The organism is Cytobacillus massiliigabonensis, assembly GCF_900199725.1.
In the GTDB taxonomy this organism is placed as follows: Bacteria; Bacillota; Bacilli; order Bacillales; family Cytobacillaceae; genus Cytobacillus; species Cytobacillus massiliigabonensis.
This window is the reverse complement of sequence record NZ_LT904904.1, coordinates 1555545-1580849: the sequence shown is the minus strand read 5'-3', so window position 1 is coordinate 1580849 and position 25305 is coordinate 1555545. Positions and strand designations below refer to the sequence as shown.

At 37.6% G+C, this 25305-nt stretch carries 25 protein-coding genes; 8 read left to right on the top strand and 17 right to left on the bottom strand.

Annotated elements, in window-relative coordinates; translation table 11 throughout:
• Window positions 1-22 precede the first annotated feature (22 nt).
• From phoU to C1726_RS18820, 8 genes are all read right to left on the bottom strand, one after another.
• Entirely contained in the window at window positions 23-685 is a 663-nt protein-coding gene (phoU, locus tag C1726_RS18855; RefSeq protein WP_102274559.1) for a phosphate signaling complex protein PhoU, read from the bottom strand.
• 57 nt (window positions 686-742) lie between these two features.
• Window positions 743-1531 carry a phosphate ABC transporter ATP-binding protein PstB gene (gene pstB / locus C1726_RS18850; protein WP_102275856.1) on the bottom strand — a complete coding sequence of 263 codons (789 nt, stop codon included), beginning with the start codon at window positions 1529-1531 and terminating at the stop codon, window positions 743-745.
• A 73-nt stretch (window positions 1532-1604) separates the two neighbouring features.
• Complete coding sequence (gene pstA / locus C1726_RS18845; protein ID WP_102274558.1) at window positions 1605-2483, bottom strand: phosphate ABC transporter permease PstA; 879 nt, start codon at window positions 2481-2483, stop codon at window positions 1605-1607.
• On the bottom strand, window positions 2484-3434 hold the full coding sequence (gene pstC, locus C1726_RS18840; protein WP_102274557.1) for a phosphate ABC transporter permease subunit PstC: 951 nt from the start codon (window positions 3432-3434) through the stop codon (window positions 2484-2486). It lies immediately after the preceding gene.
• A 93-nt stretch (window positions 3435-3527) separates the two neighbouring features.
• Window positions 3528-4520 (bottom strand): PstS family phosphate ABC transporter substrate-binding protein, encoded by a 993-nt coding sequence (locus C1726_RS18835; RefSeq protein ID WP_102274556.1) that lies wholly within the window; start codon window positions 4518-4520, stop codon window positions 3528-3530.
• 485 nt (window positions 4521-5005) lie between these two features.
• Window positions 5006-7147, bottom strand: coding sequence for a peptidoglycan D,D-transpeptidase FtsI family protein (locus tag C1726_RS18830; RefSeq protein ID WP_102274555.1), 2142 nt, complete (start codon window positions 7145-7147; stop codon window positions 5006-5008).
• Between the two features lie 137 nt (window positions 7148-7284).
• Window positions 7285-8502, bottom strand: coding sequence for an MFS transporter (locus C1726_RS18825; protein ID WP_102274554.1), 1218 nt, complete (start codon window positions 8500-8502; stop codon window positions 7285-7287).
• 120 nt (window positions 8503-8622) lie between these two features.
• Window positions 8623-9231 carry a superoxide dismutase gene (locus C1726_RS18820; protein WP_102274553.1) on the bottom strand — a complete coding sequence of 203 codons (609 nt, stop codon included), beginning with the start codon at window positions 9229-9231 and terminating at the stop codon, window positions 8623-8625.
• Between the two features lie 391 nt (window positions 9232-9622).
• Here C1726_RS18820 and C1726_RS18815 point away from each other — a divergent pair, with 391 nt between their 5' ends.
• Window positions 9623-10318 carry a Crp/Fnr family transcriptional regulator gene (locus C1726_RS18815; protein WP_102274552.1) on the top strand — a complete coding sequence of 232 codons (696 nt, stop codon included), beginning with the start codon at window positions 9623-9625 and terminating at the stop codon, window positions 10316-10318.
• Between the two features lie 47 nt (window positions 10319-10365).
• Here the strand turns inward: C1726_RS18815 and C1726_RS18810 are convergent, their stop codons facing one another.
• Complete coding sequence (locus tag C1726_RS18810) at window positions 10366-10848, bottom strand: DUF456 domain-containing protein (RefSeq protein ID WP_102275855.1); 483 nt, start codon at window positions 10846-10848, stop codon at window positions 10366-10368.
• 73 nt (window positions 10849-10921) lie between these two features.
• Window positions 10922-12529, bottom strand: a complete 1608-nt coding sequence (locus C1726_RS18805) for a Na/Pi cotransporter family protein (protein WP_407642076.1) — start codon at window positions 12527-12529, stop codon at window positions 10922-10924.
• Between the two features lie 257 nt (window positions 12530-12786).
• Between C1726_RS18805 and C1726_RS18800 the strand changes: the two genes are divergently transcribed.
• Complete coding sequence (locus C1726_RS18800) at window positions 12787-13557, top strand: DUF1189 domain-containing protein (protein ID WP_102274550.1); 771 nt, start codon at window positions 12787-12789, stop codon at window positions 13555-13557.
• Window positions 13558-13593: 36 nt separating this feature from the next.
• Here the strand turns inward: C1726_RS18800 and C1726_RS18795 are convergent, their stop codons facing one another.
• Window positions 13594-15261, bottom strand: a complete 1668-nt coding sequence (locus C1726_RS18795) for a methyl-accepting chemotaxis protein (protein WP_235822801.1) — start codon at window positions 15259-15261, stop codon at window positions 13594-13596.
• Between the two features lie 213 nt (window positions 15262-15474).
• Between C1726_RS18795 and C1726_RS18790 the strand changes: the two genes are divergently transcribed.
• Complete coding sequence (locus C1726_RS18790) at window positions 15475-15798, top strand: hypothetical protein (RefSeq protein ID WP_102274549.1); 324 nt, start codon at window positions 15475-15477, stop codon at window positions 15796-15798.
• 124 nt (window positions 15799-15922) lie between these two features.
• Window positions 15923-17032 (top strand): flavodoxin-dependent (E)-4-hydroxy-3-methylbut-2-enyl-diphosphate synthase, encoded by a 1110-nt coding sequence (gene ispG / locus C1726_RS18785; RefSeq protein WP_165571531.1) that lies wholly within the window; start codon window positions 15923-15925, stop codon window positions 17030-17032.
• Window positions 17033-17264: 232 nt separating this feature from the next.
• On the opposite strand, the gene C1726_RS18780 is transcribed toward ispG, so the two are convergent.
• The gene (locus C1726_RS18780; protein WP_102274548.1) at window positions 17265-17642 is read right to left on the bottom strand and encodes a DUF308 domain-containing protein; all 378 of its coding nucleotides are present in this window, start codon (window positions 17640-17642) and stop codon (window positions 17265-17267) included.
• A gap of 219 nt (window positions 17643-17861) precedes the next feature.
• Here C1726_RS18780 and C1726_RS18775 point away from each other — a divergent pair, with 219 nt between their 5' ends.
• Complete coding sequence (locus C1726_RS18775; RefSeq protein WP_102274547.1) at window positions 17862-18431, top strand: hypothetical protein; 570 nt, start codon at window positions 17862-17864, stop codon at window positions 18429-18431.
• 26 nt (window positions 18432-18457) lie between these two features.
• On the opposite strand, the gene C1726_RS18770 is transcribed toward C1726_RS18775, so the two are convergent.
• Genes C1726_RS18770 through C1726_RS18760 form a run of 3 tightly spaced genes read right to left on the bottom strand, consistent with a single transcriptional unit; the run spans window position 18458 to window position 20572 of the window.
• On the bottom strand, window positions 18458-18898 hold the full coding sequence (locus tag C1726_RS18770; RefSeq protein ID WP_407642039.1) for a Fur family transcriptional regulator: 441 nt from the start codon (window positions 18896-18898) through the stop codon (window positions 18458-18460).
• 34 nt (window positions 18899-18932) lie between these two features.
• On the bottom strand, window positions 18933-19775 hold the full coding sequence (locus C1726_RS18765) for a metal ABC transporter permease (RefSeq protein ID WP_102274545.1): 843 nt from the start codon (window positions 19773-19775) through the stop codon (window positions 18933-18935).
• The gene (locus tag C1726_RS18760) at window positions 19772-20572 is read right to left on the bottom strand and encodes a metal ABC transporter ATP-binding protein (protein WP_102274544.1); all 801 of its coding nucleotides are present in this window, start codon (window positions 20570-20572) and stop codon (window positions 19772-19774) included. Before C1726_RS18760 ends, C1726_RS18765 begins: the two co-directional genes overlap by 4 nt.
• Window positions 20573-20863: 291 nt before the next feature.
• Between C1726_RS18760 and C1726_RS18755 the strand changes: the two genes are divergently transcribed.
• Window positions 20864-21118, top strand: coding sequence for a DUF2624 domain-containing protein (locus C1726_RS18755; RefSeq protein WP_102274543.1), 255 nt, complete (start codon window positions 20864-20866; stop codon window positions 21116-21118).
• Between the two features lie 57 nt (window positions 21119-21175).
• Here C1726_RS18755 and C1726_RS18750 read toward each other — a convergent pair whose 3' ends face one another.
• Both C1726_RS18750 and C1726_RS18745 read right to left on the bottom strand, forming a co-directional pair.
• Complete coding sequence (locus C1726_RS18750; RefSeq protein WP_102274542.1) at window positions 21176-22069, bottom strand: deoxyribonuclease IV; 894 nt, start codon at window positions 22067-22069, stop codon at window positions 21176-21178.
• A gap of 24 nt (window positions 22070-22093) precedes the next feature.
• Window positions 22094-23404, bottom strand: coding sequence for a DEAD/DEAH box helicase (locus C1726_RS18745; protein ID WP_102274541.1), 1311 nt, complete (start codon window positions 23402-23404; stop codon window positions 22094-22096).
• 209 nt (window positions 23405-23613) lie between these two features.
• Between C1726_RS18745 and vrrA the strand changes: the two genes are divergently transcribed.
• Both vrrA and C1726_RS18735 read left to right on the top strand, forming a co-directional pair.
• Complete coding sequence (gene vrrA, locus C1726_RS18740) at window positions 23614-24177, top strand: VrrA/YqfQ family protein (RefSeq protein ID WP_102274540.1); 564 nt, start codon at window positions 23614-23616, stop codon at window positions 24175-24177.
• Window positions 24178-24357: 180 nt separating this feature from the next.
• Window positions 24358-25296 carry a 4-hydroxy-3-methylbut-2-enyl diphosphate reductase gene (locus C1726_RS18735; protein WP_102274539.1) on the top strand — a complete coding sequence of 313 codons (939 nt, stop codon included), beginning with the start codon at window positions 24358-24360 and terminating at the stop codon, window positions 25294-25296.
• The last annotated feature ends 9 nt before the right edge of the window (window positions 25297-25305 follow it).

Below are 25305 nucleotides of genomic sequence, written 5' to 3'. Positions count from 1 at the left end.
AATCCCTTAGCTTTTTTGTGTATTAACTATTGTTCAAGTCATATTGCCGTCCTTTAACAAGATAGAAAATGTGTTCAGAAATGTTCGTTACATGATCTGCCGCTCTTTCCAGGAAACGGCAAATAAAGGAGAGCTGAGTAATTTGCGGCAAAAACTCTGGATTTTGCAAATTGATTTGCAATAGATCCCTAATTGTTTGGCCATATAAATCATCAACTTCATCATCCATTTGAGCGACCTTCTTCGCCTTTACAATATCCTCATCATCAAATGCCTCTAATGATAATTTTAGCATTTCTAAAGTAAGCATATGCATTTGTTTAATATGAATGATCGGCTTCACGAGCGGTTCTGCACCAATGCGAATGGTTGATTTTGCAATATTTACAGCATAATCCGCAATCCTTTCAATATCTGTCGCAATCTTAATTGCAACAATAATACGCCTTAAATCAATCGCAACGGGCGCCTGCTTAGCAATCAAAAGAATCGCAAAATCATTGATTTCCTCATACATCAAATCTGCCTGTGCATCATCGTCCATAATTTCAAGAGCCAATTCAATATTCTGTGTCTCTAGCGCCTCAATCGATTTTGTTAACGCCTCTTGTGCAAAGCTGCCAATTTCAAGTAATTTCCCCTGTAATTCCTTTAAGTCATAATCAAACTTTCCCCTTACAGACATGCTCCTATTTCTCCTTTCATCCCTAAGCTTCAGCGAACTTATTCAATCCCTTGTTTATTAACCAAATCTGCCTGTGATATAATCTTCTGTTCGTTTGTCAGCAGGATTAGAGAAAATTTTGTCCGTGTCAGTAAATTCAATGACCTCCCCATTTAAGAAGAAAGCTGTTTTATCAGAAATACGTGCAGCCTGCTGCATATTATGTGTGACAATAATAATGCTAAATTCCTTCTTTAATTTTTGCACAAGTTCTTCAACTTTTAATGTTGAAATCGGATCAAGAGCAGATGTTGGTTCATCCATTAAAATTACATCAGGCTCGATAGCAAGACAGCGGGCGATACAAAGACGCTGCTGCTGTCCCCCTGATAGCCCAAATGCATTTTCATTCAATCGATCCTTCACTTCATCCCAAATAGCCGCTCCCTTTAAGCTTTCCTCAACGATTTGGTCAAGCACTTTCTTCTCTTTAATTCCATGAATCTTTGGACCATAAGCTACATTATCATAGATCGATTTAGGAAAGGGATTCGGCTTTTGAAAGACCATCCCAACTCTTGTACGAAGCTCCTCTACACCATATGATTTATCAAAGATATTCCGTCCGCGATATTCTATTTTCCCTGAAGTTTTTACACCCGGGACTAATTCAATCATTCGATTTAATGTTTTGATATACGTGGATTTTCCGCATCCCGATGGTCCAATGATAGCTGTTACTTCATTTTCAGAAATATCTAGATCAATATTTTTTAGTGCATGGTTATCCCCATACCATAAGTTTAATTCACTTGTTTTATATACGAGCTCTTTATTTGGCATGGCGTCGATGTTATTGTCATTCATTACTAGTCTTACTCTTGGTTTTTCAATCGTTGCGTTCATTATTTCAGTCTCCCTTCATCCTATACAGCATGTTTTAATAGCGTTTTTGAAATTTATTCCGAATGAAAACAGCAATAGAATTCATAATAATCAGCATGGTAAGCAATACGATAATTCCTGCCGCAGCCACACCTTGGAATTCCTCCTGCGGACGACCAGTCCAGTTATAAATTTGCATCGGCAATACTGTAAACATGTCAAAAACTGATTTTGGCAAAAAGGCAAGAAACAAAGGAAGACCAAGCACAACTAATGGAGCCGTTTCACCAATTGCCCTTGATAAAGCAAGGATTCCGCCAGTCAAAATCCCTGGGATTGCTGCTGGAAGAACAACATGGAGAATCGTTTGCCACTTTGTTGCCCCCATCCCATATGAAGCTTCTCTTAATTCCTTTGGAACTGCCTTTATCGCTTCCTGCGATGCAACAATAATAATGGGAAGGACAAGCAAGCTCATCGTTAATCCAGCTGCTAAAACGCTGGTTCCAAGAGCTAAGGCACGTACGAAAACGGTTAAACCTAATAATCCAAAAACGATGGAAGGAACCCCAGCAAGATTAGATATATTTACTTGAATAAATCTTGTAAATCGACTTTTCTTTGCATACTCTTCCAGATAGATTGCTGTTCCGACACCAAGCAAAAAGGTGACAGGTGCGACTACCCCCATTAACCAAATTGTCCCGATTAAAGCCGTTTTAACTCCCGCCTGCTCCGGTTTCCGTGAAGGAAGGTTTTGCAAAAATTGAAAATCAAGATAGCCAATTCCTTGAGTAATTACCCGATATAATAATATGCCTAGGATTAACAAGCCAAATGTTGTCGCAGCCATAAATAACAATCGAAATAAAATATTCGAGACGATTCTTGGCTTCATATGCTTTAAAACTTTTGTATGGTCTATTAATTTCATTTAATATTCCTCCCTGAAACGTCGAGAGATGAATTGTGCTAGCAAATTCATTCCCAATGTGAACAAGAATAACGTAAATCCGACAGCATATATGCTGTAATAGATTGTCGTTCCATAACCTGCATCCCCTTGGCTTACTTGAACAATATAAGCCGTCATCGTCTGGATGGAACTTGTAACATCCCAGCTTAAAATTGGCGTGGATCCCCCTGCAACAGCAACAATCATTGTTTCCCCTATCGCTCTTGATATCGCTAATACGATAGAAGCAATGATTCCTGAAATAGCTGCTGGAAGAACAACCTTTATTGCTACTTCAAATTTAGTGGAGCCAAGTGCCAAAGCACCTTCACGCATCGCATTCGGAACGCTTGACATGGCATCCTCAGATAGCGAAGCAATCATTGGTGTAATCATAATTCCAATGACAATTCCTGGGCTTAGCGCATTAAATATTTCAAGGGAAGGAATCATTTCTCTTAATAGAGGTGTTACAAAAGTTAAAGCAAAGAATCCATAAACAATTGTTGGAATGCCAGCTAGTACTTCCAATATCGGTTTAATGATTCTGCGTGTTCGATCTGATGCGTACTCACTCAAAAATATGGCTGACGCGAGACCAATCGGTACTGCAACAATTGCAGCGATAATAGAAACTTTCAATGTTCCTGCAACAAGCGGAAGAATCCCATATGACCCTTGTGTTTCCGAGAAAGGATACCACTTCTGTGCTGTCAAAAACTCTTTAATAGGAACTTTTGTAAAAAAAGTAACCGTTTCAGCAAATAATGTTAAAACAATTCCAAGCGTTGTAAGCACTGAGACAATAGCTGTAAGCAATAATAAAAATGGGACGATTTTCTCTACTTGAAGATTCGCACTCTTCTTTTGCTTCTTTTTCTGAATAAGCTCTTGAACAGAAAAAGAACTGGACATTTTTTGTAAAGCCAAAATGAAAACCCCTTTCATCCGTGTAACGAAGGAAGATGAGAAGCACTGTTTAACGTACTTCCCATCTTCAAGTGAAGTTTATCGCATTTATTCTTACTTTAACCCCTCTAATACTTTAAGTGCAGCTTCATACTCTTCATCTTTTAATTTTACGTAGCCTACATCTTCTGAAAGAACGGCTGCATTTTCAAGTGTATATTTAACGAACTCATACACTTCTTCATTTTTTAACGATTCATTTTTCACATATGTGAAAAGCGGGCGGGATAATGGTGCATACTCTCCACTTTCAACCGTTTCATTTGTCGGTTCAACTGGTCCATTTCCTCCATCTACTGGGACAACTTTTAATTTATCTTTATTCTCTGCGTAATACGCATAGCCAAAATAGCCGATTGCATTTTTATCCCCTGTTACACCTTGTACTAATACGTTATCATCCTCAGATAGTGTTGCATTTTCAACAATTGGGGCATCTTCTAAAATGACTTCATTGAAATAGTCATATGTTCCTGAATCTGTTCCAGGTGAATAAAACTTAATTTCTTCTTCGGGCCAGCCTTCACGAATATCTGACCATTTTCTTGCTGTTCCATCTTCAACCCACATTTTCTTCAGTTCATCAACTGTTAAGTGATCAACCCATGTATTATCTTTATGAACAACTACGGATAGACCGTCGTTTGCTAATTTAAACTCAGTATAATCAATTCCTGCTTCCTCTAATTGCGACTTCTCTTCATCTTTAATTGGACGGGAAGCATTGCTCAAATCAGTACTTCCTGCAATGAAGGCTTTGAAACCGCCGCCTGTACCTGATGAGGCTACTGAAACCTTCACTCCAGGCTGCTCCATACCAAACTCTTCAACAACTGCCTCCATAATCGGATAAACCGTTGAGGATCCATCAAGATTTATTTCACCTTGAAGCTGCTTATTTTCTTCGCCAGCTTTCTGTTCTGAACTACTTCCTTCAGTTTGAGATCCGTTTGCTGTCGCTTCATTATCTGTTTTTCCACATGCTGCAGTGAACGCCAGCGCTGCTCCAATCATTGTCGAAAGTGCTAAGTACTTAAAGCTTTTCATTTCTTTATTCCCCCTAAGAGATTGGTTGTTTTGTCCTACACGTATAGAATAATGCTCAAGCATTAACCTAGTTTTAATTGAATGTAAATCTTTTGTAAATTACTGCAAAACGATGTATAAAAAGTGATTTCTAGAACAAATGCGCTAGCGCCTTGATCACCCCCGACAAGCACAAGACGAGCCTCACTGAAAGGAGTTCTTTCCCTATCTGGGAAGATTGATCGAAATGTGAAGTCGACTGTCCAGGGACGACTGCATAAGCCAAGATCTTTAAGAAGGTGTACTTTGCCTTCTGTAAGGGATTGGCTTATGACACGAGTCCCTAGGTGCCGTAACTAGACATGCTTGTGAACTCAAGGGGGGGAGGAGCTCGCGCTGAACGCATAGAACTTGTCGCAAAGTTATCCATAACTTCCAAATTTTTAATTTCCTAGACATCAAAAAAAGTCTGTTCCCCTTTGGAGAACAGACTTTTAAAAAAATTATTATTCTTGATTCGTTTCATTCATATCTTGTTTTGAATTATTCGTAGTGTCGGTTCCAGATTGTCTTTGTTTCTTTAATTCAAAATACGTATCTAATACACGTTCAGCAATATTTCTATTTGCATAGTGACCATGGCTGCCTTGGTAGGCCCATGGCACTAAGACAGCAATTGCTACTTCTGGATTATCGTATGGTGCATAACCAACATAGCTTAAATTAATAACCTCTGGCGGGATTTTTCCAAATTTGCTTCGTTCCGGTCCATCATAGAACGCTTGAGCTGTACCAGTCTTACCTGCAGAATTGTACTCTTTTCCTTTTGCTCCGAAGCTTGAATAGGCTGTTCCGCCAGGTTCCTGAGTCACTCTTCTGAAACCTTCCTGAACGCGGTCAAGCCATTCTTCTTTACCTTCTATACGGTTAAGCACTTTCGGTTCGATTTCCTCGATAATTGGTCCAATTTCTCCGTTATCCATTAAAGGCTCACGAATTTCTTTTACAATATGCGGTTCCATTCGATTTCCGCCATTGGCTATTGTTGAAACGTATTGGGCAAGCTGCATATTTGAGTACGTATCATACTGGCCAATTACTAAGTCAAGCATGAAACCTGGTTTTGTACCAGTTCCTTTAAAACCGGACTGTTCGTTTGGCAGATCAATACCTGTTTTGACACCTAGCCCATATTGAGCAAAGGAATCACGAATAATATTAAATCCCTCGTTGTTTAGCCTTAATGGGCGATCATACTGGTAAGTACCGCCACCGATTCTTATCGCAGTCTGAAACATATAAACGTTTGAAGAATATTTCAGAGCAGTAATATCTGACATCGTCCCAAGGCCAGCTTTCCAAGATTTCTTAGGTGGCGTTCCCTTAATTTTTACTGGTGTATCGTAGAATGTAACTCCTGGACTGATTGCCTTAGTGTTAAAGCCAGTCATTATGGTTGCACCTTTAACTGTCGACCCAACATTGTATGTTGTTTGGATATTTCCAAGGGCATCATCCATAATGACTTTTTCCCCATTTTCTTTTTTAACAATTCGCTTACCTGACATAGAGAGAATCTCCCCGGTACGAGGATCCATCAATACAACATAGGAGCGATCAAGCAAAGCAGTACCTGATTTTGTCTTTGCCGCTTTTAATTCCTCTTCTACAATTTTGTCAACAGCTATTTGAAGGTCCATATCAATACTTAAAACGAGATCTTTCCCCCGTTTGCCTTCCGAAATAGGAATCGTTTCTAAGACATTCCCTGCCTTATCCGTAACATTTTTCACTTTAGCTTTCTGCCCATGAAGCACGTCTTCATATTGCAGCTCAATTTGACTTTTTCCTACCCGGTCATTACGGCTGTAATCCCGTGCTAAATAATAGTCAAGCTGCTCAGCAGGGAGCCCATCATCAGACACATTGCCGAGCACAGACTTCAATGTATCGCCAAACGCATAATATCTTTCCCAGTCTGTTGTTGTATCTACGCCAGGAAGCAGCTGCAGGTTTTCACTGACAACAGCAAATTCCTCATCAGTTACCCCTTTATTTTTTACCATTTGCGGTGTTAACGCATAACCGCTTGAAAAATCACGATAAATCGCAAGAACTTCTAAATCAAATGCGGTTAAATCATTTAATTCTTCCTCAGTAATTCGATCAAGCTGAAGCTGGTAAATTTCTTTGTCTAATTCCTTTCCCTCCAGCTTCTCCTTAAGTTTTTCCTTTTCTTCATCTGACACTTTTTTTTCTGCTAGTTTTGGATTTTTAATGATCCAATAATCCTTTTTATCTCTTTCCTGAACCTTGCTTGTATCTTTTTCAATGAGCTTTGCAAGATTTTCTGCAACATCCAGCATTTCATCCTGCTTTGCTCCTCTATTCGTGTACGTAATCGCGTTTTGCGGTGTATTATCTACAATTACTTTACCCGTCCGATCCAGCATCTTTCCCCTTGGTACAGGGTTATTGACTGTAATGTCTTCCGTCCGCTCAATCTCCCGCCGGTAATCATCTCCATAAACAATTTGTACAAATCCAAGCCTAAGAATTAATACCGAAAACAGAACGAAAACAATAAAGAATAAGACATTTACCCGGAATGGTACATGTGACTTCTTCTTTTTCTTCTTTTGTTTCAATGTTTATTTACACATCCTTTATCCAGTTCACTTTATCACTTATCTTTATTCTATAAGAAAACAATAAATTATTCTATTAAGAACCTATAATTGTGATAAGAAATATTTCCCTAATAAAGAAATGTGTTTGCATTTATTTACGGTGACTGGAAATGAATTTTCCTGATAAATAAATAAATAATTAAATGCCCGATGCCTAAAGAGAGAAGAAGAATGGGGATTCCTTTTTCTTCATTAAGAAAAACAACTACACCGAGAAAAGCAAGAATAGAAACGACTCTTCCAGAATTCAAAAATATTTCACGAACAACAATATATTCTATCCTCATTTCAGCCGCTTTCCATCCCTTTCCTATCACATCGTAAGTCATGGATATATATGGAACTAGTAATAGGGGATACGCGATCGCAATGATTCCAGCGTAAACTAGCAGCTTTGGATAGGTTAAATTAAATATGATTAAAAAAATGGCTGCATACAAAATTATTCCTCCAACTAAAATTGCCTTTTTCCGCTGATTTTTTTTAAGCATCCTCGATACGCTGTAGTATGTAATAAATGAAACACCTGAATTAACAAGACCGAATGTTCCTAACGCCATTTCACTTCCTGTAGAAATAAAAACAAAAACAGATATGATAAAGGCAAATGTCCCTTCTCTTAACCCCTGGAAAAAATGTGCATTCGTAATGAGCCGCCAATTCATATTGTTTTTTCTCTCTGCAATAATTCGTTTAAACCAGTACTTTCCATTTGCTGGCCGTCTTTTAATAAAAAAGCTTAAAAAAACAGCCAAAGAAAAGAGACCAAGAGAAATGCCAAAAATGATTGAATATCCAGTGAACTTTTCCATCCTCGAAATAATAAAACCTGCAGCAACGGGACCAATCATGCCCCCGACAGAACTAAGAATGCCGAGAAATCCATTAAAGAAATCCCGATTCTCCGGCTCAGTTATTTCAAAAGTTAAAACATTAAATGCAAGCCAGTAAAAGCCATAGCCTACACCTAGTAAAGCACCTAAAAGCAATAAAAATTGGGATGCATATGTACCTACAGCTAAAACTGTTAAATAAAATGCAGCCAAAAATATAACACCTATCCTTAAAACAATGACTCTGTCGATTTTCTTTGCCCATCTGCCTGCTAGTATAAAGGTCAGCGGCTGTATGACAACAATTGTTAAATTATATAATCCTAAATCCTTAAATTCACCAGACTGCTTCCAAAGATAAATATTCACAAAAGTATTCGATAAAGCCACACTTAATGAATAGAGACCGCCTATCAATAGCAGTAAACCTAAATCCTTTGTAAGTTCTACATCACCGATCAACTTTTTTACTTTACTCATAAAAAAACTCCCCTTCACATCTAAAGGGTAGTTTTCATCAAATTGTATTCCGTTATGCAATATTTCATAAAATGAAAAGCACGGCAGAAATTTCTGCCGTGCTCCTCTAAATCAATCCTATTATTTTGCAGCGCTAAAACGCTTAGATACTTCATCCCAGTTCACAACATTCCAGAAGGAATTGATGTACTCAGGACGGCGGTTTTGATATTTTAAGTAGTATGCATGCTCCCAAACATCTAAACCTAATAATGGAGTCTTTCCTTCCATTAATGGTGAATCTTGGTTTGGAGTACTAGTCACTTCAAGCTCGCCATTGTTTACTGCAAGCCATGCCCATCCAGAACCGAAGCGAGTAGTAGCTGCTTTTGCGAACTCTTCTTTAAAGCTATCAAAGCTGCCAAATTTGCTGTTAATTGCAGCAGCTAAATCTCCTGTTGGCTCACCGCCGCCATTTGGAGAAATGACTTGCCAAAATAGTGAATGGTTTGCATGACCACCGCCATTATTGCGGACAGCCGTACGCGCGCTTTCCGGAACAGCATCAAGATTAGAGATTACCTCTTCAACTGATTTAGAAAGAAGCTCATCGTTTCCTTCTAATGCATTATTAAGATTAGTCACATATGTGTTATGGTGTTTAGTGTGGTGAATATTCATTGTTTCTTTGTCGATATTTGGTTCTAGTGCGTCATACGCATAAGGTAATTGCGGTAATTCGAATGCCATTATAAATTCCTCCCTATGTAAATAAATTAAGCCTTCTGAATTTTTTTACGATTCCTATCATTCTAATGTTAGAATGATTATTCAGGCTTTCCATATAAGATTACCAAAATAAGATAATCCTTTCAATGAAAATGCTTAAATAAACAAGTAGTTAATCATTTAACCATGCAAATTCCTCTAAATTACAAATATACCATTCCCTAATTTTAGATTAATCATACAACAATTCCATATTTCGTTAAATTGTCATGATTTTGACGAACACCGTTCAGTCAACGACTTAAGTCATATTTCCTACATGCCTCCCTTAGTAAAATCCTACTGTGTCATTGACAGCTTTTCTGTAATTCCTTTAAATCAAAATTAGAAGTCATTGAAAGGAGCGATAAATATGAAAAATTTTAGCCTTTCACTTTACAGCATACTAATCCAGCATTTTATTGAAAACGAAACCGTTCAGCTAATAAAGTCAGGTTCGATTCTCTTTCAAGAAAAGGATAAGGTTAACAATGTTTACTTAGTATTATCTGGGAAAATTGCCATAGGCAGAATGAATATTCACGGAAAAGAATTTATCCTAAAATTATTAAATGGAGAAGAAATTATTATTGAATATCAGTTATTCAGACATTCGCCTAAATATCATTTTTTCGCAAAGGCGATTACTGATTGTGAGATGATAATAGTAAAAAGGGAACTATTTGAAGAATTTATTTTACAGGATCGGGAACGATTAAGTAACTTAACGTCATGGCTGAGCACAAGATATTTAAAGGCACAAATGATCTGTCAGGATCTAATTATTCACGGAAAAAAAGGCGGGCTGTATTCCATATTAATCCGGCTGTGCAATAGCTACGGGGTTAAAACAGAGGAAGGCATATTAATTGATTTTCCACTCACTCATCAGGAGATAGCAAATTTAACATTTGGAACTAGAGAGGTCATCCAGCGAATGCTTAAGGAGCTAAGAGATAAAGATATCATTTCCTATGAACGCCAAACATTCACTATTAAAAATTTAAATTACTTAAAAAAAGAAGTCGATTGCCTTAATTGTCCTTATGAAATCTGCGGGCTAAATTAACTATTTGAAAAGGACCCGCTGCAAGTGGGTCCTTTTCATTAAAAAAATTATAAAACAACAATTATAAAATAAACAATCATCACGGCTTGTATAATACCCTTTGTTACAACACTGCTAATGAAGCCGATAACCGAACCGAAGCCGATTTTTGCAGCTTCCTTCCATCCTTTTTTATGAACAGCCAGCTCTGCTAGAAAAGCACCTAAAAACGGACCGATGATAATTCCAAAGACAGGGATAACAAAAGGACCTACAAGGATGCCAATTGTGCTTCCCCATATCCCTGCTTTCGACCCCCCAAATTTTTTCACTCCAATTAAATTGGTAATGTAGTCTGCTCCAAACAGCAATAGGACAAAAAGTCCTTGTATGACCCAAAAAAGCCAGTTAAACGGCTCGAAGGAAAAAAATATTCCGTAGAGTATAAATCCTCCTGCAACAAACAGCACACTAGGAATAATAGGATACACAAGCCCAATAAAAGCAATCACAAATAATATGATAATTAATGCCCAATATAAGGTATCCATTTTTCTATAACTCACCGCCCTTTTTATATAATTAAAGCAAGGAGATACTTCTCCTTGCTTATACCTCATTTAATCATTCCTCACCCAAAATTGCTTCAGCAATATTTACGGCATGGTCCCCAATCCGTTCAAGATTACTCACAATATCAACATAAACAATCCCTGCTTGAGCAGAGCAAAGCCCTTCATTTAAACGAAGAATATGCTGTTTTCGCAGTTTCCTTTCCATTTTATCAATGGCTTCCTCTTTTTTCACTACATCTAATGCTGCTATTCTATCTTTATGATCCAATGCATGAATAGATTCTTTCACTGTTGAGATCGTCAGCTTAAACATTTCTTCTAAATCTGCCGCAGCATTTTCTGAGATTTGTACTTTATTTGCCTGCTGATATTCAGCAAGTTCAATAATATTTTCATAATGATCCCCGATGCGCTCGATATCCCTGACTGTATCCATAAGCATGGTATGTTCTTCTGATTCATGCGCAGACAAGGAGCTTGTTGAAAGCTCGATTAAATAATCCGTAATCTTTCGATCTAGATTATTAATCGCATCCTCCAGCTGCATGGCATTGTTTGAATGCTTTGTATTTTTTGTTTTTAAGAATTCACAAGTTTCTTCAAGACCCCGAATGGCAAATTGCCCCATCCTTAACACTTCTTCTTTCGCTTGTCCTAGAGCAATAGAAGGAGATTGCTGTATAAAAACTGGATCAAGATGTTTTGCCTTATATTCCATTACAGAATCTTCACCAGGAATTAATTTTGTTACGATTATAGCTAATATAGCAACAAATGGCAATTGAATGATTGTATTTGATGCATTAAATATCCCATGAGCAAAAGCGATAGTCATCTCAGGATTCAGCCCCATGCCTGACTGGATCATTTCAATTAACATGGTAAATGGTTTCAACAGAATCATAAAAATAGTAGTCCCGATTAAATTAAATAGAACATGAACAGCCGCTGCTCTTTTTGCGGCAACAGATGCCCCAATCGATGCTAAAACTGCTGTGATTGTTGTTCCAATATTGTCTCCGAATAGTACCGGTAATGCGGCATGTATATCAATAAGCTGTTCAGAAAACAATCCCTGAAGAATCCCAATTGTTGCACTTGAGCTTTGGACAATCACCGTGAAAACCGTTCCAACAATTACACCTAGAATAGGGTTCTGACTCATATTCAGTGTCAGCTCATGAAAGGCTTCAAGTGTTCTCAGCGGCTTCATGCCGCCACTCATTAGCTCTAGTCCATAAAATAGAGCACCAAAGCCAAAAACAATTTGGCCGATATTATGTATTTTTTGACTTTTAAAGAAGAATAGTAAAATTGCTCCTAATGCAATAATTGGTAAAGAATAAGCACCCACATCAATTCCTATAATGAAGGCCGTTACGGTTGTTCCAATATTGGCACCCATAATTACACCAATCGCTTGACGAAGTGTCATGAATCCTGCACTAACTAATCCAACTGTAATAACTGTTGTAGCAGAGCTGCTTTGGATAAGAATGGTTACAAGCATTCCTGCAAAGACACCCATTACTGGATTCGTTGTGAAACGATCTAGTAAATCCCTTAACCGATCACCTGCTGATCTTTGAAGACCGTCGCCCATTGTTTTAATCCCATAGAGAAATATCCCAAGGCCTCCAAGAAATTCAAAAATCATTTGCTGAATATCTAATTCCACTATTTCCCAACCCCTATAACTTTATTCGACACCATTCATCAAACCCTATACAATTATTAGTGAAGATGAATAAAGAGTAAAGATTTCTACAGCTAAATTTACAATACCTTTACAAATGCCTTTAATATTACAATTGTGTTACAATCATCTGAATAATTCCGTGAATTTCTATTACTTGTACTGAAGTTTTTATGCAGGTAGAATAAAAGGATGAATTCTATTAAGGGTGTGTCCAAATGAATATTTTTAAGCAGTTTATAAGAAGTCTTTATTCCCCGAAGGATATTGCACAATATCGTTTTCAAGGAATTGGCAAAACGATATTGTATGTGTTTTTTCTAACATTTCTATCCATTATTCCCTCTATTATTTATTTCAGTACAGCAATAGTTGATGGGATGGATGCAATACAAGAAAGCGTTAAAACGGAACTTCCTTCATTTATTATTGAGAACGGTGAAATGCAAGCAGATCTTGATGCTCCAAAAATTATAAATAAAGAAGATTTTACTATTATCTTCGACCCGACAGGAACAATTGACCAAAAGGAAATATCTAATAGCAATAACACAATTGCATTATTAAAGAATGAAGCCATTATTCTAGCGGGAGGTCAAATTCAGCCCTTCTCCTACTCCATGGTAAACGATTTTACATTATCAAATGATGATTTGGAGAATATATTAGCAACTGTTAATTCTTCACTAGCCATTATTATCCCTCTCATTGCAGTGGTTATTTATATTTTTGCTGCCGGGTTAAAATTTATAGAGATTTCATTTTTAGCTCTAGCTGGTCTTTTATTGCAAAAGCTTATGGAAGTAAATATGCAATATCGCCACACTTGGAGAATTGCGGCATATAGCGTGACCCTGCCTACGGTTTTCTTTATTGTTATGGATAGCTTAAGAACGTTGGTGCCAAATGGTGCGATTATAAATTGGTTTGTAGCATTTATCATTTTACTTTTGGTAATAAAGGAAATAGCAAAACTGGAGAAAAAATAAAACGCGCAAATTTGCGCGTTTTTTTATGTATACTCTTTATTTTGTGTATTGGAATTCGGCATTTAACACGGCAAGCGATTGAGATAATTCAGTCAGCCTTTCTCCAGCCTCATGACTTTTTTTCATCTTATTGATTTGCCTTTCTGATGCTTCCATCATCTCCTCTGTACTTGCCAGCGTTTCTTGGGAAACAGAAACATAATTCTCTGTAGCCGACTCAATCCTCGGCAGCAGGAGATTTAAGCCAATTAACTCCCCTTGTGCCTTTTCAATCATCTTGCTAACCATTTCAATTTCAAGCATTAGTTGATCAAAAGATTCTTTGCTGGCAGATGCTGTTTTAACATGTGATTGGAAGTTATTCATCATTCCAGCAAATTCATTGGATGCTCTAACCGAAATTGATTCCATTTCCCCAATCGTATTCTTTATTTCACTCGCTGCTAAAGACGATTGTTCAGCTAACTTTTTTACTTCATTTGCAACAACTGCAAAGCCTTTTCCCGATTCTCCTGCCCTTGCTGCTTCAATTGCTGCATTTAAAGCCAAAAGCTTCGTTTGCTCCGCAATTTGCTGAATAATCGCAACCACATTTGCAATTGATTCTGAATGGTCTTTGACAGCATGTACAGAAGAGGCTACATCTTTAAACTCCATTTCAAGGCGATTATATGCAGCAATTAGTTTCCCAACATACTTTTCACCCTCAAAGGCTGAATGGTTCATTGTCAGTACTTTTTCCATCACAGCTTTCATCTGTTCAAAAATGTTACTTAGAGATCTGTTCATTTCTTGAAACATTTGAATACTCTCTTCAGAGCTTATTGCTGTTTGTTCTGCCCCTATTTTTACTACTTGGATTGCATCCATTAACTGTTCATTTTCTTCCAGCACTTGTCCAGAACTGTTTCTCAGTTCCTTCCCAGTTCTGGATAAATCCTTTGTCGTCATTGAAATTTTATATAGCAGTGTATTCATTTGACCAATCATTGCATTAAAGCTCTTCACAAGAGAAGTAATTTCAGGTGTGGATGAATTGGTTTCAATTTGAACATCTAAATTCCCATTCCTTGCTTCTTTCATAACCTCTCTTAACTTAATCAAAGGATTGGTCAAACTACGAACCATTATAATGAGAATGGCAGATGTTAAAATAAGACTAATGAATGAAACAATAAATATGTACTTTGACATTTCATTTATATCATGTAAGTATTGTTTTTGAGGAATAGCGATAACATAAATCCCCTTTAATTCTTGAATTGAACGAAAAGACAGTGTATAAAGCTGTCCATCTATATTCTGATGGATTAAACCGTTTTCCTTTTTTCTAATTTTCTCAAGCAATCCCTCAGTAAAACGAATCTTCGAATTCTTACTAATTTGAAAAGGTGCCGCTCCTTTTTCATTTACTATATAATATGCCCCTTTAAACCCATCCTGTGCCAGATCTGCATCCTGGCTTTTAATGACCTGATTCATTTTTTTATTGAATTTTTCCTCTTGACCTACATAAATAAGCATGACATTTTGAGCAATATCATAAATGCCAGCAGCCTCTTTATTTAGCCTTTGTTCCATTAATTTTATTGTCGTATCCTTAGATTTTCCGTATGAAATATAAGCAACAGCTGAAACCGTCAGCAGCAGCAAGCCTAATATCATAACTAATAATTTAGTTTGCAGTGATAATTTCCTCAGCAAGATATGATTCCTACCTTTCCCATCTCATTAACCATGCACTTGTACCGACTTTCTACCTACATTATGTCAAAGGAATATTAAGGAAATGTAAATGAATGGTAAGATTTTCGTAAACTTGATTACAATTTTAAATGTGAATCTTTTGTTCTACTCTTTATAGGACAAGCATACATATGGGATATGCAAGCTAATTATTCCGGAGGTTTGGCCTATATGAAACGATTAATCGCACTGCTATTAGCAGCACTAACGATCTTTGTTATTTATTACGATTTAAGCAAAGGAACTTTGCCTGCAGATAAGGAACAAACCATCGAGGCAGCCTCCATGACGAATACAACTGAATCCTTTTTCGAAAAGAAAGTTAATCCAGGGGAAACGGTCCTTTCCATTATTGAACAAAACTTGAATGGTCCCCTACCAGTCAGTATCACAGATGTAATCACTGACTTTTCAAATTTGAATAATGGATTAAAGCCTGAGGAACTTAAATATGGAGAAACTTACAAGTTTCCTGTATATGACAGCAAAAACTAAAAAGTTCCCTTTATTGGATAAACCATCATTCTTGTCAATTCAATTGATTCATTGATACAATATGAAAGTGTATTGTATAAAATAATTAACTGTAAATAAAAGGAGCGAATCTCCATTGACTGAAATGATACATCGTACAAAAACACGTCCAGTTAAAGTGGGACCATTAACAATTGGCGGCAGCAATGAGCTGTTCATCCAAAGCATGACAACAACCAAAACACATGACGTTGAGGCAACAGTTGCTGAAATTAAGCGTTTAGAGGAAGCAGGCTGTCAAATTGTCCGCGTTGCTTGTCCGGATGAACGTGCAGCAAATGCCATTGCAGATATAAAGAAACAAATCAATATTCCATTAGTTGTCGATATCCATTTTGATTATAAGCTTGCTCTTAAAGCGATTGAAGGCGGAGCAGATAAAATCAGGATTAATCCAGGGAATATCGGGAAACGTGAAAAAGTGGAAGCAGTCGTTAAAGCTGCAAAAGCAAAGGGGATTCCTATTCGAATTGGTGTAAATGCGGGATCACTTGAAAAACGCATTCTAGAGAAATATGGATATCCTACTGCTGATGGAATGGTTGAAAGTGCATTGCATCATATTAAAATCCTAGAAGATCTTGATTTTCATGATATTATCGTATCGATGAAAGCTTCTGATGTTAATTTAGCCATTGAAGCTTACGAAAAAGCAGCAAAAGCTTTTGATTACCCATTACACTTAGGTATTACTGAATCGGGTACGTTATTTGCAGGTACAGTTAAAAGTGCAGCTGGTTTAGGTGCTATTCTTCATAAGGGTATTGGAAATACATTAAGAATTTCGTTAAGTGCGGACCCTGTAGAAGAGGTTAAAGTGGCTCGGGAATTACTTAAAGTATTTGGCTTATCTTCCAATGCAGCAACATTAATTTCCTGTCCGACATGCGGCAGAATAGAAATTGACTTAATTAGCATCGCCAATGAAGTAGAAGAATATATCCAAAAAATTAAAGCTCCAATTAAAGTAGCCGTACTGGGCTGTGCAGTAAATGGACCAGGTGAAGCACGTGAAGCTGATATTGGAATTGCTGGTGCACGCGGTGAAGGACTTCTGTTCCGCAAAGGAGAAATTGTTCGTAAAGTACCTGAAGCAACAATGGTTGAAGAATTAAAAATTGAAATTGATAAGATTGCTGAAGAATACTTTGCGAAGCAAGAAGAAGAAAAGAAAAAAGCAGAAAGTGTAAACTAAGACAAATGCGTAAGCGCCTTGATCACCCCCGACAAGCACAAGACGAGTCTCACTAAAAAGGTGCTCTTTACCTTTTTAGTGAGGCTTGGCTTGTGTCCTCGAGGGGGTAGGCGCTGGAGCTGGATGCAGACCAACTCGTCACAAAGTTATCCACAACATCCGATTATATAATTTCCTTAACATTATAAGGAGTAGAGCCTGGCATTAATGCCAGGCTCTATTTTTCTCCGTTTTAAAAAAACGGCAGAATAAACATCCCTACAATAATGGATACAACACCAATTCCGATCGCCCAGCTTCCAAGGGCAGTAGCACCTCTTCTTCTGGCGACAAATCCGAGCACAATGCCTGTAGCTCCAAACAGGATTGGCAACACGAATAAGGATAGAATAGAAAGTGCAAGAGCAGCAATTCCCACGCCTCTTCCTGCTGTTACAGACTCCCTTTCCCGCTCATCCGTTCTGCTTATGCGTCTATCATAGGAAATCGGTGCAGCGAGTTCAGCTGAGGTTTCTTCCGTGAAATCTGCAGTTCCATATTGGTCTTTATCTCCAATTTGCTCGCTATGCCGAAGATCGTAATCCTCATAATCGCGGTCTTGATCTGCCATTTACTTGATCCCTCGCTTTCATTAGTGGAATCATTTAGATTCCCTACTTGCCTCGCAATCTTTTTTGGAGCATTATTATTGTTTACATAAAGGACTATATTATTGTTGTTAATCTTTAACACTTCAGCAGGAAATTTCTAATGATTTACATTCCATTCTCGACCGAATCATTCAACTGCGATAAGATAAAAGTGACAATATTTTAAAGGGGCGTTTCAAATGAAGAAACGATTTGGAATCGATATTGATGGAACGGTCACATGTCCAGCTTCCATCATTCCATATATAAATAAAGATTTTAAAGTGAATATTACGTTAGATGATGTGAAGGAATATGATTTAACACATGTTGTCGACCGTACTGAAGAAGAGTTTGCTGACTGGTTTTTGAAAAGTGAGCCCATGATTTATGCAGAATCCCCCCTTGCGAAAGGTGCAAAGGAAGTTTTAAAGAAGTGGGAAACTGCCCATGAATTATTTTTTATTAGTGCACGCGGTCCTCACCTTCTTGAAATAACAAAGGAATGGTTTTTAAAAAATGCACTGCATTTCAATCATATCGACTTACTGGGCACACATAATAAAATAGAAGCTGCAAAAAACTATCAAGTAGATATTTTCTTTGAGGACAAGCACGACAATGCAGTTATGCTTCACGAGGAATGTCACATTCCTGTTATCCTATTTGATACACCTTACAATCGTGAGCCTATTCCAGATGGGGTAATCAGGGTAAATACATGGTCTGAGGCAAGCGAGTGGGTTGACAACTGGTTAAAACAGCAATAAAAAAACGGCTATGCCGTTTTTTTAATTTAGCTATATGCAGCATCCGCTTGTTCGAAGCAATCAGGGCATTTTCCATAAATTTCAAATTTATGACCTGAAATATTATAGCCTCTAAGGTTATCCTGTACTTCTTTCATTGGACATGTATTGATTTCCTTCGTTTTTCCGCAATCTAAACAAATAAAATGATGGTGGTGATGATCATGTTTACATGTGTAACGAAAATGCTTTTCCCCAGACAACTCAGTCATTTCAAAAATACCAAGATCCACAAATAAAGATAAATTCCTGTAAATCGTATCAAAACTTAGACCTGGGTAATCATCCTTCATCCAAGCAAGCACATCTCTCGCGGTTAAATATTTATTGCTTTTCGCAAAAAGTTCAAGCATTTCTTCTCGTTTCCCTGTATGCTTATAGCCCTTTTCCTTCAAAAGCTGTAACGCTTCATTCACATCCACTTTCATTCACCTCTAATAATTCTATTTACACATTTGAAGCCTACGCGGCTGCCTTCACTGTGATTTTTTTTATTAAAATGGTAAGGATCAAAATGAGAACTGCGATCATGACAATCGTTCCCCCTGGTGCCAAATCTAAATAATAGGAAAGCATGAGTCCCCCTAAAACAGATGTTTCACCAAAAAGAACGGAATAAAGTATGGTTTGTTTAAATCCTTTGGCGATTCGAATGCTTGCAGCGACAGGCAAGGTCATTAATGATGAAACAAGCAGGATACCGACAATTCGCATGGATGCTGCAATAACTAAAGCAACCATAACAATAAAAATAAAATGAATGCTTTTTGCTGCAATTCCAGAAGCTTTTGCATGTTCTTCGTCAAAAGACAATAAAAATAATTCTTTATATAATAAAATAATCATTGCAATAACAAAGATGCTAATCAGCAGGATCGTCCATAAATCTGCACGGCTGACTGCACTTACACTGCCAAACAAATAACTAAATAAATCAGTATTAAACCCATCGGCAAGAGAGATGAAAATTGCTCCTAATCCAATGCCTCCTGATAAAATGATAGGAATAGCCAATTCTTGATAATGCTTATAAACCGCCCGCAGCTTTTCGATAAACAGAGAGCCTGTTACTGAAAAAACCATCCCCATATATAATGGGTTTAAGCCGCTTAATCCGATAAATTTCTTTTCAAGAAGAAGACTTGCGGCAATTCCCGCAAGTGTAACATGGCTTAACGCATCAGCAATTAGGGAGAGTCTGCGGACAACAATAAATACACCGATTAACGGAGCAATAATCCCGATGATAATCCCTGTTAAAAAGGCATTTTGTAAAAACTCATATTGTAATATACCTGCAATCATTGCTCTCTTCCTCCGTGGTGATGGTGATGATGATCGTGGTCGTGTGTGAGGATATGAACATCATGACCATAAAACTCTGACATTTCATTCATTTTTTGCTGTTCAAATTCCTCTGTCTTCCCATGAAAATGCAAATGTTTATTTAAACAGGCAACATGGGTGACTTTATCAGATATAGTACCGATATCATGGGTCACTAATAATAGGGTTATACCTAGCTTTTTATTTAACTCATCTAGCATCTCGTAGAAGGATTGAACATTTTGGGCATCCACCCCAACAGTCGGCTCGTCAAGGATCATTAGTTTTGGATCACTGACTAACGCACGAGCGATAAAAACACGCTGTTGCTGTCCTCCTGATAGCTCTCCTATATTACGATTTTTAAAAGCAAGGAGTCCAACAGAGCTGATAGCTTCTGTAACCTTCATATGATCTTCTTTTTTCATAAAGTTAAATAATCCAAGCTTTTTCGTTAATCCGCTTGAAACAACTTCATAAACCGTTGCAGGGAATCCTGTATTAAAGGAATTCGCCTTTTGTGAGACAAAACCAATTTTATGCCAATCTTTGAATCGGCTAATCTCCTGGCCAAAAAGCCTGATCTCTCCTTTTTGTGTTTTGAGCAGCCCAAGAATCAGTTTTAATAAAGTTGATTTACCTGACCCATTTGGACCTACAATTCCTAGAAATGCACCCTCATGTATGGAGAGGTTAATATTTTCAAGTACATCCTCCTTTTCGTAGCGGTAGGATATTTCCTCGATTTCGATAATTGAATTTAGTTGTTTTTCCATTTTATCACCTAAAAATCCAGCTGCGGCAAAAATAGCAGCTTTGAATTTAAGAATCATTACGATTTAGTAGTATACAGGAATGATAAAAAATTGTAAAGAATAACTATTCAAGTTCCTAATGAAATGCACAAGCGCATTGATTATCGCCGTACAAACCGTACTCTAGCTGCGGCTCCTAGCCGCCGAAGCTAAACAATTCTCTAACTCCAAAGTTTTTCTTTATTATCATTTAAAAAAACTGTAACAAATTCCATTCTCTCCTCATACAGTACATTGGAGGAGTGATGGAGAATGAAAATTTTTGAAAACATCATTAATCATAAAATTGGTAGTATCACTGGTGATGAGCTACTAAAATATGGGAAGCAATTTCAAATTATAATTACAAAACAGCAGGCTGACAAAATAGCCGCTTATCTCCGTGGAAAACAAGTAAATATATTTAATGATGAGGAGCGTACAAAAGTAGTAAAGGAAATTGCAAAAATTGCCGGACCTGAAACGGCTCGAGCAGTAAATAAGCTATTTATTCAATTTACTAAATAATTTTCTCTTACAATGAAAAAAGCTGTGAAAATTTCACAGCTTTTTCATTAATAGCGATTATCCTTGCATAATTAAATCTAGAAGATTTTCGTTGTATTCTTGGGCACGAAGCATGGAAATTTCATGTTTATATGGTGCTTTTTTATTGTTTTTATCTTCTCCCACGTATGGTGTCTCAAGTATTTTCGGCACATTCATCAGCTGTGGATGATGGACAATATAATTCAAAGCTTTAAAGCCAATATGCCCATATCCGATATTCTCATGTCGGTCTTTTCTCATTCCACGTTCGTTTTTACTGTCATTAATATGAAGAACCTTTAATCGATCAATGCCAATGATTTTGTCGAATTGCTCTAAAACTCCATCAAAATCCTCAACGATATTGTATCCAGCATCGTGAGTATGGCAAGTATCAAAGCATACCGATAAGTGATCATTGTAATTTACTCCATCAATAATCATCGCTAGTTCCTCAAATGACTTTCCACATTCAGAACCTTTGCCTGCCATTGTTTCAAGAGCGATTTGAACCTTTTCGTCTCCTTTTAAAACTTCATTTAAGCCTTCGACAATTTTTTTGATGCCAGCCTCTGTACCAGCACCGACATGTGCACCTGGATGGAGGACAATTTGTCTAGCACCGATGCTTTCCGTACGATCGATTTCAGAACGAAGGAAATTCACACCCAGCTCAAAGGTACTCGGATTTGTTGTATTCCCGATATTGATAATATATGGAGCATGTACAACAATATCGCTTATCCCATTTTCCTCCATATGCTTCAAGCCTGCTTCAATGTTTAATTCTTCTATTTTTTTTCTTCTTGTGTTTTGCGGAGCACCCGTATAGATCATAAATGTATTGGATCCGTATGATGCCGCCTCTTCACTGGCAGCTAAAAGCATTTTTTTCCCACTCATCGATACATGTGAACCAATTTTTAACATCTTTTCTTCCCTCTCCCCAAACGTTTATTTTTTCTTTATTCTTCTTTCGCGTTTTTTAATTTTATCCATTTCCCATTTCATCTTCTTTTTATAGCCTGGTTTGACTTTTTTCGGCTTTTGGACAAGCGAAGACGCTTTTTTATCAATATCATCTGTTTTTCTTTGACGATTCTTGCGTTTGTTTCGCTCATCAAGCTTCGTCCATTCGCCCTTTTGCAAATCTACATGATGGAATTCAATTCCTATTTTTTCCAGGCGATTTAGTGCGTCTTCATCAGAAGTTTCATAAATAGTTAAGGCAATACCTGAGTATCCAGCACGAGCAGTTCGTCCAACACGATGAATATAGAAATCTAAATCCGTTGGAAGCTCATAATTAATGACATGGCTTATTCCTTGGATATCGATACCGCGTGCTGCTAAGTCAGTCGCAACTATATATTGGAATTCCAAATCGATAATCTGCTTCATCATTTTCTTACGTTCGCGCGGATTCAAATCACCATGAATTCTGCCCACTTTTAATCCTTTTGCGATCAATGCATCGGCAACCTCGTCCGCTTTTTTCTTCGTATTCGTAAAAACAATAGCTAAATATGGGTTAAAAGCAGACAAGGCTTCGTAAACAAGGTTTACTTTATTTCTGTGCTTTGAAGGCATAATCCATTGTTCAACTTTGGCTGCTGTTGCTTGCCCGGGTTCCACGTGGATATACTTTGGGTTTTCCATATATTTTTTCAAGAATGGTTTCAGTTTCTCAGGAATGGTCGCTGAAAAAACAAGCATTTGCAGCCTCTCTGGCATTTTTCCAGCTATTTGATCCACATCTTCAAGAAATCCCATATCCAGCATTAAATCTGCTTCGTCAACAACAAGCATCGTCGCTTTATGAACAAATAAAGCCTGTTCCTTCACAAGGTCATTAATTCTTCCCGGTGTACCAACAACGATATGCGGCTGCTTTTTTAACTTTTCAATGGTTCGCTGCTTGTCCGTTCCTCCGATATAGCAGCGAGCTGCTATTTCTTCACCTTCTAAACAATGCTCCGTTACTTTGAGAATTTCTTGATAGATTTGATTTGCAAGCTCCCGTGTAGGTGCCGTAATAATCGCTTGAACTTCATTTCTTTCAGGATCAAGCTTTTGCAGGATAGGTAAAATATACGCATGTGTTTTTCCCGTTCCTGTTTGTGATTGGCCGATTGCACTTTCTCCTTTGAGAATTGTTGGGATCAAGCGTTCTTGTATTTCAGTAGGCTCATAAAAGCCTAGCTTTTTCACTGCTTCAATAATATATGGCTTCAATTCATACCGTTCAAATTTTGTTTCGTTCATTTTTTTTAACTCCTCATATGTCGATTCTTATAATCATCCTGTTATTATAATAAAGTTTTAAAGAAATAACCACTCATACTATAGAATAGTTTTAGATTGATCATGTTTTGAGTTTATTCAGGCATGAATTTATGCTTTTAGCCGCCTAAACCAATTCGGGAATTATGCATACTTTATTAGTATTAGAATATAGAAAGGATGCTAAAAGTATGATGAATGGACCGAGAATGCCTTTTCGTGGAGGAATGCCTCCCCAATCATACATGCCGCCAATGCAAGCTCGTCCTCCAATGGGGTCAATGATGAGAGGTGCACCACAAATGAGACAGGGTGGCGGTGGCGGTCTGCTAGCTAAACTTATGGGCGGCGGTCAAGCAAGAGGTGCAGCAGGAGCCGCTGGTGCAGCAAGCAGGGCAGCAGGAACAAGCGGATCTGGAGCAGGCGGAATTTTGAAAGCTTTAAGTAACCCTGCAGCAATCAATGGCTTTTTATCAAACACACAGAAGGTCTTAAATACTGCCCAGCAAGTGGGGCCAATGGTGCAGCAGTATGGACCGCTCGTAAAGAATATTCCTGCCATGTGGAAACTTTACAGAGGGCTGAAAAATGGGGATGACAAAACAGCTTCAGCTGATGAAAAAACAAAAAAAGAGACTGCATCTGTTTCTGCTAAAAAAACAAGTAAAATAAAAAGTAAAGAAGTGGATCTGGACATCAGTTCACCTAAACAAGTACAAAAAAATGGGCAATCCGTGCCAAAATTATATGTATAAAAGGATGCAGCCGCATTCTTTTTATTTTTTCGCTTTTCTCCCTTAACTGCCTTTTAGTATTATTATTTGCAAAAGTTCTATATAATAGTATACGGATCGGTTATTTTTTTTGACCAAATAATAAATGAAAAAAGACAAACTTTTATTATAGATGTTTTTAAATTTGGGAGGGTTTGAAATATGGAGATCATTAAGATATCACCGCGAGGTTATTGTTATGGGGTTGTCGACGCAATGGTTATTGCAAGAAATGCGGCCCTTGATAAATCACTGCCGCGGCCAATCTATATTCTTGGAATGATTGTTCATAACAAGCATGTGACGGATGCCTTTGAAGAAGAAGGAATTATTACACTCGATGGAAAAGACCGCATGGATATTCTTAGCAAGGTTGATAAAGGTACGGTTATTTTCACAGCACACGGCATTTCTCCAGAAGTAAGAGAATTAGCTAAAGCAAAGGGGCTTGTTACACTTGATGCTACATGTCCTGATGTGACAAGAACTCACGATTTAATCGAAGAAAAGGTTAAAGAAGGCTTCCAGATTATTTATATCGGTAAAAAAGGCCATCCTGAGCCTGAAGGGGCAATCGGTGTTGCTCCTCATGCCGTTCATCTTGTAGAATCTCTAAAAGATGTAGAAGCATTGCAGCTTCAAAGTGAAAAGATCGTTGTCACTAATCAAACAACGATGAGTCAGTGGGATGTTAAAGATGTAATGGATAAGCTGGAAGAAAAGTATCCCCATGCTGAGTTTCATAAAGAAATTTGCAATGCTACACAGGTTCGCCAAGAAGCTGTTGCTGCGCAAGCTGGACAAGCTGATGTAACGATCGTTGTCGGTGATCCAAAAAGCAATAACTCCAATCGCTTAGCACAGGTGTCTGAAGAAATTGCTAACACAAAAGCGTACCGGATAGCGGATATAACCGAGCTTGATATTAATTGGATTAAGGATGCTTCAACCGTTGCTGTTACATCAGGTGCCTCCACTCCGACTCCAATTACAAAAGAGGTAATTGCCTTTATTGAGCAATTTGATCCTGCTGATGATTCTACTTGGACAAGAGAAAAGAAGGTACCATTAAATAAAATTCTTCCTAAAATTAAGAGATAATTTTTAAAA

Excerpts from the sequence above, each read along its gene's own strand:
- C1726_RS18800 (WP_102274550.1), top strand. The coding sequence starts at position 12,787 with ATGAATATTTTTAAGCAGTTTATAAGAAGTCTTTATTCCCCGAAGGAT.
- C1726_RS18790 (WP_102274549.1), top strand. The coding sequence starts at position 15,475 with ATGAAACGATTAATCGCACTGCTATTAGCAGCACTAACGATCTTTGTT.
- C1726_RS18760 (WP_102274544.1), bottom strand. The coding sequence starts at position 20,572 with ATGGAAAAACAACTAAATTCAATTATCGAAATCGAGGAAATATCCTAC.
- C1726_RS18815 (WP_102274552.1), top strand. The coding sequence starts at position 9,623 with ATGAAAAATTTTAGCCTTTCACTTTACAGCATACTAATCCAGCATTTT.
- vrrA (WP_102274540.1), top strand. The coding sequence starts at position 23,614 with ATGATGAATGGACCGAGAATGCCTTTTCGTGGAGGAATGCCTCCCCAA.
- C1726_RS18825 (WP_102274554.1), bottom strand. The coding sequence starts at position 8,502 with ATGAGTAAAGTAAAAAAGTTGATCGGTGATGTAGAACTTACAAAGGAT.
- C1726_RS18765 (WP_102274545.1), bottom strand. The coding sequence starts at position 19,775 with ATGATTGCAGGTATATTACAATATGAGTTTTTACAAAATGCCTTTTTA.
- C1726_RS18820 (WP_102274553.1), bottom strand. The coding sequence starts at position 9,231 with ATGGCATTCGAATTACCGCAATTACCTTATGCGTATGACGCACTAGAA.
- pstA (WP_102274558.1), bottom strand. The coding sequence starts at position 2,483 with ATGAAATTAATAGACCATACAAAAGTTTTAAAGCATATGAAGCCAAGA.
- pstB (WP_102275856.1), bottom strand. The coding sequence starts at position 1,531 with ATGAATGACAATAACATCGACGCCATGCCAAATAAAGAGCTCGTATAT.
- phoU (WP_102274559.1), bottom strand. The coding sequence starts at position 685 with ATGTCTGTAAGGGGAAAGTTTGATTATGACTTAAAGGAATTACAGGGG.
- C1726_RS18810 (WP_102275855.1), bottom strand. The coding sequence starts at position 10,848 with ATGGATACCTTATATTGGGCATTAATTATCATATTATTTGTGATTGCT.
- C1726_RS18750 (WP_102274542.1), bottom strand. The coding sequence starts at position 22,069 with ATGTTAAAAATTGGTTCACATGTATCGATGAGTGGGAAAAAAATGCTT.
- C1726_RS18755 (WP_102274543.1), top strand. The coding sequence starts at position 20,864 with ATGAAAATTTTTGAAAACATCATTAATCATAAAATTGGTAGTATCACT.
- C1726_RS18775 (WP_102274547.1), top strand. The coding sequence starts at position 17,862 with ATGAAGAAACGATTTGGAATCGATATTGATGGAACGGTCACATGTCCA.
- C1726_RS18735 (WP_102274539.1), top strand. The coding sequence starts at position 24,358 with ATGGAGATCATTAAGATATCACCGCGAGGTTATTGTTATGGGGTTGTC.
- C1726_RS18745 (WP_102274541.1), bottom strand. The coding sequence starts at position 23,404 with ATGAACGAAACAAAATTTGAACGGTATGAATTGAAGCCATATATTATT.
- ispG (WP_165571531.1), top strand. The coding sequence starts at position 15,923 with ATGATACATCGTACAAAAACACGTCCAGTTAAAGTGGGACCATTAACA.
- C1726_RS18805 (WP_407642076.1), bottom strand. The coding sequence starts at position 12,529 with ATGATTTTTGAATTTCTTGGAGGCCTTGGGATATTTCTCTATGGGATT.
- C1726_RS18835 (WP_102274556.1), bottom strand. The coding sequence starts at position 4,520 with ATGAAAAGCTTTAAGTACTTAGCACTTTCGACAATGATTGGAGCAGCG.
- C1726_RS18780 (WP_102274548.1), bottom strand. The coding sequence starts at position 17,642 with ATGGCAGATCAAGACCGCGATTATGAGGATTACGATCTTCGGCATAGC.
- C1726_RS18770 (WP_407642039.1), bottom strand. The coding sequence starts at position 18,898 with ATGAAAGTGGATGTGAATGAAGCGTTACAGCTTTTGAAGGAAAAGGGC.